This window comes from Mesorhizobium sp. M5C.F.Ca.IN.020.29.1.1 (assembly GCF_003997375.1).
Taxonomy (GTDB): domain Bacteria; phylum Pseudomonadota; class Alphaproteobacteria; order Rhizobiales; family Rhizobiaceae; genus Mesorhizobium; species Mesorhizobium wenxiniae.
Genome location: NZ_RZSW01000213.1, coordinates 1 through 9,893, shown reverse-complemented (window position 1 = coordinate 9,893; position 9,893 = coordinate 1). Strand labels below are relative to the sequence as shown.

Annotated in this window: 9 protein-coding genes and 1 riboswitch; of the genes, 4 read left to right on the top strand and 5 right to left on the bottom strand. The window is 63.8% G+C overall.

Annotated features, from left to right (window positions below; all coding sequences use genetic code 11):
• Positions 1–506: DMT family transporter (locus EOA85_RS18060; RefSeq protein WP_164759727.1), on the bottom strand; the 506-nt coding region annotated here is incomplete at its 3' end.
• Between the two features lie 321 nt (positions 507–827).
• Between EOA85_RS18060 and EOA85_RS18055 the strand changes: the two genes are divergently transcribed.
• Positions 828–2,126, top strand: a complete 1,299-nt coding sequence (locus EOA85_RS18055) for an adenylosuccinate synthase (protein ID WP_127210630.1) — start codon at positions 828–830, stop codon at positions 2,124–2,126.
• A 74-nt stretch (positions 2,127–2,200) separates the two neighbouring features.
• Positions 2,201–3,856 carry a hypothetical protein gene (locus tag EOA85_RS18050; protein WP_127210629.1) on the top strand — a complete coding sequence of 552 codons (1,656 nt, stop codon included), beginning with the start codon at positions 2,201–2,203 and terminating at the stop codon, positions 3,854–3,856.
• A gap of 189 nt (positions 3,857–4,045) precedes the next feature.
• Here EOA85_RS18050 and EOA85_RS40115 read toward each other — a convergent pair whose 3' ends face one another.
• From EOA85_RS40115 to EOA85_RS18030, 4 genes are read right to left on the bottom strand one after another with little or no spacing between them, the layout of a single operon-like run.
• Positions 4,046–4,189 carry a CcdB family protein gene (locus tag EOA85_RS40115; RefSeq protein WP_348627913.1) on the bottom strand — a complete coding sequence of 48 codons (144 nt, stop codon included), beginning with the start codon at positions 4,187–4,189 and terminating at the stop codon, positions 4,046–4,048.
• A complete protein-coding gene (locus EOA85_RS18040) occupies positions 4,189–4,431 on the bottom strand; it encodes a type II toxin-antitoxin system CcdA family antitoxin (RefSeq protein ID WP_127210628.1) in 243 nt (80 codons plus the stop codon). Before EOA85_RS18040 ends, EOA85_RS40115 begins: the two co-directional genes overlap by 1 nt.
• Positions 4,432–4,487: 56 nt before the next feature.
• Entirely contained in the window at positions 4,488–6,311 is a 1,824-nt protein-coding gene (locus tag EOA85_RS18035) for an ABC-F family ATP-binding cassette domain-containing protein (RefSeq protein ID WP_127210627.1), read from the bottom strand.
• Between the two features lies 1 nt (position 6,312).
• Positions 6,313–6,957: a thiamine diphosphokinase gene (locus tag EOA85_RS18030; RefSeq protein ID WP_127210626.1), complete on the bottom strand. Its 645-nt coding sequence runs from the start codon at positions 6,955–6,957 to the stop codon at positions 6,313–6,315.
• 102 nt (positions 6,958–7,059) lie between these two features.
• Positions 7,060–7,174: riboswitch (TPP riboswitch) on the top strand.
• A gap of 43 nt (positions 7,175–7,217) precedes the next feature.
• Between EOA85_RS18030 and thiB the strand changes: the two genes are divergently transcribed.
• The gene (gene thiB / locus EOA85_RS18025) at positions 7,218–8,231 is read left to right on the top strand and encodes a thiamine ABC transporter substrate binding subunit (RefSeq protein WP_127210625.1); all 1,014 of its coding nucleotides are present in this window, start codon (positions 7,218–7,220) and stop codon (positions 8,229–8,231) included.
• Between the two features lie 125 nt (positions 8,232–8,356).
• The coding region (gene thiP, locus EOA85_RS18020) for a thiamine/thiamine pyrophosphate ABC transporter permease (protein ID WP_127210624.1) at positions 8,357–9,893 on the top strand (1,537 nt) is incomplete at its 3' end.

Here is a 9,893-nt window from a genome sequence, read left to right as displayed (position 1 = left end):
GAGCACCACCTGTAGCAAAGCACCGCGATCAGCATGACGGCGTCGCCGCAGTTGAGATTCAGCTTGAGAAGTTGGCGCAGATCGCCATGGCTGGCTGTCAGGGCGACACCGACAATCGTCAGCACGACGCCGGCGATCTGCACCCGGTTCACACGCAGGCGAAACAGCACGAAATTGGCGAGGATGATCACGATCGGTATCGCCGCCTGCTCGATCGAGACGTTGATCGCCGTCGTGTAGTTGAGCGCCGTGTAGAAGATCGCGTTGAAGAAGGTGAAGCCGCAAGCGCCGAGCCCGCCAAGCAGCAACCAATGCTTGCGCACCACCGGCCAGTCCTCGCGCAGCGTTCGCCAGCCGAGCGGCAGCATGATCAGAACGGCCAGAACCCAGCGTAGGAAGACCAGCGTCATCGGCGAGATGTGGTCGACTGCCAGCTTGCCGGCCACGGAGTTGCCGCCCCACAGCAAGGTGGTGAACAGCAGGAACAGATAGGCGGTTCGATGCATGGCTAAAATTTCCAGCCGGGAGGGCAGGCGAAGGGTCTTTTGCCGACCTATTGTGGTGGTTCGCCCAAGTAAATGATGTCAAAGGCGAAAATTGTTGTGCCTGAGGGCGCTTTCGGCGGTAAAGAATGGTCGCGCTCGCCGGGTCTTGACGTTATAGAGCGACGTGCGTCCACTGGACGGACAAAGTACACGTCTCAAGGCTTGAATGTTCGCATCGTGCTTTCCGAAAATCGATTCCGATTTTCGGGCCTAATGCGATAGAAGCCTGTCGTTTCGAACTATTTCAAGCCGCTCCGAGCGGCGCCTCAAGGGAAAAGAAACATGGCCAATGTGGTGGTCGTCGGCTCGCAATGGGGCGACGAGGGCAAAGGCAAGATCGTGGACTGGCTGTCGGAACGCGCCGACGTCGTCGTACGCTTCCAGGGCGGCCACAATGCCGGCCATACGCTGGTCGTCGACGGCAAGGTCTACAAGCTGTCGCTGCTGCCGTCCGGGGTGGTGCGGCAAGGCAAGCTGTCCATCATCGGCAATGGCGTCGTCTTTGATCCGCACGCCTTCGTCGCGGAAGTGGCGAAATTGAAGGCGCAAGGCGTCGGGGTGACGCCGGAGCGCCTGAAAATAGCCGAAAACCCCGCGCTTATCCTGTCCTTGCACCGGGAGCTGGACGGATTCCGCGAAGACGCCGCCACCAATTCCGGGACGAAGATCGGCACGACCCGTCGTGGCATCGGCCCCGCCTATGAGGATAAGGTGGGCCGGCGCGCGGTCAGGGTGATGGATTTGGCGGATTTGGAAACGCTGCCCTTGAAGGTCGACAGGCTGCTGACGCACCACAATGCGCTGCGCCGTGGGCTCGGCCATGCCGAAGTCACGCATGACGCAATCATGAGAGAGCTGATTTCGGTCGCCGACGAGATCCTGCCCTATATGGACCGTGTCTGGAAGATCCTCGACGACAAGCGCCGCGCCGGCGAACGCATCCTGTTCGAGGGCGCGCAAGGCACGCTGCTCGACATCGACCACGGCACTTATCCGTTCGTCACCTCGTCCAACACGGTAGCTGGTCAAGCCGCCGCCGGATCCGGCGTCGGCCCGGGTGCCATCGGCTATGTACTTGGCATCACCAAGGCCTATACGACGCGTGTCGGCGAAGGTCCGTTTCCGACCGAACAGAAGAACGAGATCGGCGAGTTCCTGGGCACGCGTGGCCATGAGTTCGGCGTCGTCACCGGCCGCAAGCGCCGCTGCGGTTGGTTCGATGCCGTGCTGGTTCGTCAGGCCGTGGCCGTCAACGGCATCAAGGGCATTGCGCTGACCAAGCTCGACGTGCTCGACGGGCTGGACGAGATTAAGGTCTGCACCGGCTACCGTCTCGATGGCGAGACGATCGATTATCTACCGGCCAGCCAGGGTGCGCAGGGGCGCGTCGAACCAGTCTACGAGACGCTGGAGGGCTGGAAAGGCACCACCGCCGGCGCCAGAAGCTGGAACGATCTGCCGGCCCAGGCAGTCAAATATGTCCGTCACATCGAGGAGCTGATCGGCGCGCCGGTCGCACTCCTTTCCACCAGCCCTGAACGGGACGACACAATACTTGTGACCGATCCGTTTCAAGACTAGATTCTCAGCCGTTCCGGGCATCGCGGCCGATTTGCGGGGGCCGGCCCAGAAACGAAATGCAGGTCAACTGAAGCATGGCAGATTTTGTTGGTGCTCTGAAAAAGACGCTCGATAAACTCGACAACCCGACGCCGGAGATACGCGCGAGGGTCTATGACAAGGCCCGTTCGACGATCGCGGACAAGCTGGCCAAGAACATACCGCCGCTGGCGCCTTCGGTCGTTGCCCAGCATAAGCGCACCCTGGAGGACGCCATCGCCAGCGTCGAGCGGGAGTACGCCAAGCCTGCGCCGGCATCCGATCCGCTGTCGGAGCTGGAGGACATCTTCTCCTCCATCGACCGCAACAAGAACCAACCCAGCCACGTCCGGCAGCCGGAAAAGGCCGAGCCGAGATGGCAACCGGCAAAGACCGAGCCGACATGGCAGCCGGCGCCTGCCGCCAAAGCCGCGCCGAATTGGCAAAAACCGCCATCCGTTGCTTCTCCGCCAGAGCGCACCGATGCGGTGCCTTCGGACGCGGATTTTCCGGCGGCGGACGAGAAGAGCGATACGTTTCGAGACGATGTCTTTCCCAACGACGAGGAGCCGGCGCCGGACACCTTTCAGCGTCTGCGTCCTGCCGAGCGCAAGCGCAGCTATGGCGGGCTGATCGCCGCTGTCGTCGCTTTGCTCGTCATCGCCGGCGGCGGCTATGGCGTCTGGCTGAACAAGGACGCGTTCAGCAACATGATGGGTCTCAACAGCACGACTGTTGCAACCATAGAACCGTTGGTGAAGCCGACCCCGGCCGAGCCGGCTACCGAGGCCGCGGCAAGGCCCCCGGCCGCCGCGGCTCCAACGGATGCCGAGGGCACAAAGTTCACCCAGCGGCTGACACCGGAGGGCGGTGAGGTCGATCCCGGCCCCGCTTCAGAACAAAGCAGTATCGGAGAGGGCGAATCCGTCGCAGCACTGACCACACCGCCGCCGGCCGCACCTGCGCCTACAGCGCCGGCCGGCGATACGCCAGCCACGACTGCGCCCGCCACGCCGGGCGCTGCCCCCACAACACCGCCTGCCGATGAAGCAACGCCGGCGCCGGCGGCGCCGACCGATAGCGCAGCCGCCCCGGCAGCGCCGGCCCCGGGTGCTGCGCCGGCCGCGCCGACAGCCGCGCCTGCGGAAACCGCGCTGGCGGTCGGCCAAAAGGCAATCTTCTACGAGGAGCGTACCAGCACCGCCCAAGGCTCGGCCGAGCCCGGCAGTATCGTCTGGTCGCTGGTGCAGGAATCGCCCGGCGGCAATTTGCCGCCCGAGCCGGCAATCCGCGCCGAAGCGAGCATTCCGGGCAAGGACGTGCAGCTGCGCATGACCATCCGCCGCAACACCGACCAGACACTGCCGGCCAGCCATATCATCGAGATGATTTTCCTGACGCCCGATGGTTTCGACGGCGGCGGCGTCGACAATATCCTGCGCGTCGCCATGAAGGGCTCTGAACAGGATGCCGGCAGCCCGCTGATCGGCATCCCGGCCAAGATCGCCGACGGCTTCTTCCTGGTCGCTCTCAACGACACCAAGGCGGACGAAGACGCCAATCTGACCCTGCTCCGGGGGCAGAACTGGATCGACGTGCCGGTCGTCTACAAGACCGGACGGCGGGCGCTGCTCACCATGGAAAAGGGCATTCCCGGCGAGAAGGTGTTCGACGAGGCGCTGAAGGCCTGGCAAACAAAGACGGCGGGCTGAGGCCGGCTCACCAGCCTCAACGCGCCCCTTGGCTCAGAAGCCTTGGAACAGCATGTCGAGTGCGGCCCCGATGTCGTCGTGACGACTGGAAAGATTTCCTTCGGCAGCAGGCAATTCAGAAGCCCATCAAGGCTGATATGAATTGAGTGACCATGACATGGTCACTGCCGTTGATCGTGAAGGTGGGGTTCAGCCGGCGGCCCGGCACCGGGGCCTGTTGGGCGGCATCAACGGGATGACAACCCTTGTGTTTAGACTTTTAAGAAGATCAGCCTGAACGTCGAGCAGATAGCCGTCGCCTTCAGCTCTCCCGTAGAATTCGTAACGCGCCATCAAAACGGCCGGTACTTGGCCAGTGGCAGTCCGTTGCGCCTGACATAGTCGTTAGAGCTCTCGATCGTCTCCCTGTTTTCCTCCTGCCACCGCCGCGTTTTTTCGGCTGAAATCGCCTTGGCGATACCCTCCTCGGCGACGCGAGATATGTCAATACCGAGCGCCTTGGCGTCTTCGATCAATCTGGAATCGATGGAGGTGTTGACCGATTTTCGTTGGCCTTTTGGAGTCGATTGAAACATGGAGCAGCTCCCATTCATGCGCATAAGATAGGCGCATAAGAACACGCGTGAAATCCCTACCCCTCCATCTCCTCGCGCAGCATCTCCAGCTCCAGCCATTCCTCCTCGAGCGCTGCCAGCGTGGCGCGCTCCTTACCGAGCGCGGCGATGGTCTTCTGGAATGAGGCCGGGTCGCGCTCGTAATAGGCCGGGTCGGCGATGTTGTTCTCCAGCCGTGAGATCGAGGCGTTCACCGCCTCGATCTTCTTCGGCAGTGATTCCAGCGCGAATTTCTGCTTGAACGACAGTTTCTTTGCTGGACCCTTCGGCGCAGCTGCTTCGGTCCTGCCTGCCGCCGCCACTTCGCTGGTCTCCGCCTTTGGCGGCAGTGCCTTGCGGTTGTCCAGCCTGGTGCCGCCGCGCTGCGCCAGCATGTCGGAATAGCCGCCGGCATATTCGATCCAGCGGCCGCCGCCGTCCGGCGCGATCAGGCTGGTCACCGTGCGATCCAGGAAATCGCGGTCGTGGCTGACCAGGATGACGGTACCGGCAAAACCGGCGACCAGTTCCTGAAGCAGTTCCAGTGTCTCCATGTCGAGATCGTTGGTCGGCTCGTCGAGCACCAGCAGGTTTGCCGGCCGCGCCAGCACACGGGCGAGCAGCAGCCGCGCCCGCTCGCCGCCCGAAAGCTCGCGCACCGGCGTGCGCGCCTGTTCCGGCTTGAACAGGAAATCCTTCATATAGGAGACGACGTGGCGCTGCTCGCCATTGATGACAAGGTTCTCGCCGCGCCCGTCGGTGAGGTATTGCGCCAGCGTTTCGGCCGGGTCGACCGCCTCGCGCTTCTGGTCGAGCGTGGCGACCTCCAGATTGGTGCCGAGCCGCACCGAGCCTGAGTCCGGCTTCAATTCGCCGGTCAGCATCTTCAGCAGCGTCGTCTTGCCGGCGCCGTTCGGGCCGACCAGGCCGACACGATCGCCGCGCTGGATGCGGGTCGAGAAGCCCTTGACGACGGTAAGATCGCCAAAGCTCTTCTCGATGTTCTTGGCCTCGATCACCAGCTTGCCGGATTCGGCGGCGTCGCTGGCCACCATGGTCGCCGCACCCTCGGCGCCGCGATGGCCACGAAAACGCTGGCGCATGGTCTGCAGTTCGCCGAGCCGGCGCATGTTGCGCTTGCGCCTTGCCGTCACGCCGTAGCGCAACCAGTGCTCCTCGCGTACGATCTGGCGGCCAAGCTTGTGCTGCTCGCGCTCTTCTTCTTCCAGCACGTTGTCGCGCCATTCCTCGAAATGGCCAAAGCCCTTGTCGAGCCTGCGGGTCTGGCCGCGATCGAGCCAGACAGTGGCGCGTGACACGCGCTCGAGGAAACGGCGGTCGTGCGAGATGACGATCAGCGCCGAAGAGGTGCGGGCAAGCTCCTCCTCCAGCCACTCGATGACCGACAGGTCGAGATGGTTGGTCGGCTCATCAAGGAGGAGAATGTCGGGCTCCGGCGCCATGCCGCGGGCGAGGGCAGCACGGCGCGCCTCGCCGCCGGAGAGATCGTTCGGCGGTTCCTCGCCGGACAGGCCGAGGTGCTCCATCAGATAGGTGGCGCGGTAGGGATCGTCGGCGGGTCCGAGCCCCGCCTCGACGTAGGCGCGGACGCTGGCGAAACCGTCCATGTCGGGCATTTGCGGCAGGTAGCGCACTGTCGCCGAAGGCTGGCGGAACACCTCGCCGTCCTGCGGCTCGATCAATCCCGCAGCGATCTTGAGCAACGTCGACTTGCCCGAGCCGTTGCGGCCGACCAAAGCGATCTTGTCGCCCGCCGACGCCGTCAGTTCCGCTCCGTCGAGCAGCGGCGTGCCACCGAAGGTCAGTTTTATCCCGTCGAGATTGAGAAGTGGCGGCGCCATGTCAGCTTTCGGTAAGGGGGAATGGGTGGGCGAGCAACAGCGCGCGGCCGCTGCCCAGCGCGATTTCGAGCCGGCCCTTGACCTCATTGGAAATGGTCAGCGACGAGCCGAACGCCACCTCGATATGGTTCAGCGGCCATTTGGCGCCGGTCACGCTCAGGCCGGAAAGGTCGGAAAAGCCGAGAATCGAAAACAGCGTGCCATCGGCGTAGTCGAAGCCGGCCTTTCCGCGAAGCAAGGGGGTGCCTTCCTGTGCGCCGCTGGTCAAAAGCACGTCCGTCCCTGCCTCGGCCAGTCGGAGGCTGAGCGCCAGGTGCAAGAAGGCGTGGTCGGTCCGCTTGCCACCGAACGCGCCGGCAAGCACGAGGCTGGTCGCGCCGCGTTCGAGCGCGGCGGCGATAGCCAGTTCGCCGTCGGTCTTGTCCTTTTCTGCCGGAAACACCTGCCGGGGCACGGCGGCCAGCTCGTCCGGCAGATCCGCCGGCACCGAATCGAAGTCGCCGACCCAGAGTTCCGGCGTCAGGCTCAGCGTCCGGGCATGGCTCATGCCGGCGTCGGCGGCGATGACACGCGTGCCAGCGACCTGGCGGTCGAGCAGCGGCGTGCGGATAAGATCGCCGCCAAGCAGGATGGTGAATTTGCTCATATGCGTGGCCCTTACCAGCCCTGCTTGCGAAACGGAAGGCCGCGTTCCGGATGCCCGGCAAACTTCCGCTTGCGCCACACCTGGGCCGGGCCTATGTGTCGAAACGCTCTAACGGGGTGCTGGACGCGATCTTCGCGGACCAGCTGAGAGGCAACCATGCCAACCCGCTGAACCTGATCCGGTTTGTACCGGCGGAGGGATTAGACGTTTCGGACAGCCCGACGCCTCAATTCCTTTCAACGTGAACGAAGGAGGCGCCGATGCGCACGTTTTTATCCACTCTTGTTTCGGCAATGCTGCTTGCGGCGGCCCTTCTCGCCGGCATCGGGCCGGCATCCGCGCAGGAAAAACTCACCGTCTATACCTATGAGAGCTTCACCGCCGACTGGGGTCCAGGCCCCGCGGTGAAGAAGGCCTTCGAGGCCGAATGCGGCTGTATTCTCGAATTCGTCGCGGTCGCCGACGGCGTCGCCCTGCTCAACCGCGTCAAGCTGGAAGGCGCCGCAACCAAGGCCGACATCGTGCTCGGCCTCGACACCAATCTGACGGCGGAAGCCAAGGCCACCGGCCTGTTTTCGCCGCATGGCGTCGTCATCGACGTCAATGTGCCGGGTGGCTGGAGCGACAATATTTTCGTGCCGTTCGACTATGGCTATTTCGCCGTCGTCTACGACACCGAAAAGCTAAAGACCCCGCCGAAGAGCCTGGAGGAATTGGTCGACGGCAATGCCGATGAGAAGATCGTCATCCAGGATCCGCGCACCTCGACGCCCGGTCTCGGCCTGCTGTTGTGGGTGAGGTCGGTCTATGGCGACAAGGCGCCGGAAGCCTGGGCCAAGCTTAAGGCAAAGGTGCTCACCGTGACGCCGGGCTGGAGCGAGGCCTATGGCCTGTTCACCAAGGGTGAGGCGCCGATGGTGCTGTCCTACACCACGTCGCCGGCCTATCACATGGTCGCCGAAAACACCGAACGCTATCAGGCGGCGTCCTTCGAGGAGGGCGAGTATCTGCAGATCGAGGTTGCCGGCATAACCACCACGGGTGCGAAGAACCCGTTGGCGAAACAGTTCTTGACTTTCATGACCGGGCCGAAATTCCAGGATGTCATCCCCGAGACCAACTGGATGTTTCCTGCCGGCAAAACTGACAAGCCGCTCAATCCGGCCTTCGACAAGCTCGTCAAGCCGACCAAGACTTTGCTGTTCAGCCCCGAAGAGGTCGCCGCCAACCGCAAGGCCTGGGTCGACGAATGGCTGTCGGTGATGAGCAAGTAGCTTGTGATTGAAAGATGATCACTTTACGGTGCCCCCCTCTGTCCGGCAGGACAGAGGGGCGTGGGCGGGAACTCGGCCTCAGCCATATTTTCTGCTTCGACGATCGTTGAACCAGGCAGGGCGGCATGCATACCGGATATCCTGCCGATCCCCGCGTCACCGCAGGCACCATCGCGCTTGCCGCTGTTGCGCTGCTGATCGGCGGAGCGTTCGCCGGGCTCATCCTTGAAGCTACACGCAACCCGACCGGCGCCGCGTCGACTTTCGATTCCTACCTCTTCCGTGTCGCCCGTTTCACGCTGTGGCAGGCTTTGCTGTCGACACTGCTTTCCGTCGTGCCGGCGCTGTTCGTTGCGCGGGCGCTGTCGCGGCATCCGCGCTTCTTTGGTCGTGGCTTGATCCTGCAGCTCTTCGCCGTGCCGCTTGCGCTGCCGGCCATCGTCGCCGCACTCGGCATTCTGGCTCTCTATGGCCGTGCCGGCTATTTCGCCGGCGTGCTCACCGCGATTGGCGGTCAGGGCTGGCCGGGCATATACGGCCTGTCCGGCATCCTCGTAGCCCATGTCTTCTTCAATCTGCCGCTGGCGACGCGGCTGTTCCTCGAGGCGCTGGCGACAGTGCCGGCCGACCAGTGGCGGCTGGCAAGCCAGCTCGGCATGGGCGCCAGGCCCGCATTCCGGTTGATCGAATGGCCGACGCTGCGTGCGGCACTGCCAGGGGTCGCCGGGCTTGTCTTCATGCTCTGCATCACATCCTTTACCATCGTGCTCACGCTGGGCGGTGGGCCGGGCGCGACGACACTGGAGGTCGCCATCTATCAGGCGCTGCGTTTCGATTTCGATCCTGCCCGCGCGGTGACGCTGACACTGCTGCAGATCGCGCTGACCTTCATCGTGGTGCTTGCATTGATGCGGCTTGGCGCCAACACCGTCGGCGACGCCAACCTGCCGGTGGCACCGCGCCGGTATCTTTCGGCTGGTACGGCCGAGACCGCGCTGAACGCAGCATTGATCGTTCTGGCATTGCTGTTCGTCGCCGGGCCGATGGCGGCCACGGTGACGTCAGGCCTTGGCGCCGATCTCGGCCGGCTGGCGGCCGAGCGCGCGGTGCGGCAGGCAACGCTGACCAGCGCCGTGCTCGCCTTGCTGGCGGCGCTGCTTTCAGTGGCGCTGTCGCTGTCGCTCGTCATGGCACGACGGGCGCTGGCCTTGAGGCGTCGCGTCGACGCCAAGACGCTGCTCGAATACGCCACCGATACCGGCGCCGGCCTCGTCCTCGTCGTGCCGCCCATCGTAATCGGCGCCGGCTGGTTCCTCCTCCTGCGTACTTTCAGCGATGTCTTTGCCATAGCCCCTGTCATGGTCGTCGCCGTCAACGCGGTGATGGCGATGCCGTTTGCCATCCGCGCCATTCGCCCCGGCTATGATGCGGCGAGCGAACGCCACGAACGGCTCTGTTTACTGCTTGGCATTTCGGGCTGGGACCGGTTCCGGCTGGTCGACTGGCCGTCGCTGCGGCGGCCGCTCGCCACCGGTTTCGCGTTCGCGATGGCTTTGTCGCTCGGCGATCTCGGCGTCATTGCCCTATTCGGCAGCGACTCGCTGCAGACGCTGCCTTATCTCTTGCTGTCGCGGATGGGCAGCTACCGCACTATGGACGCTG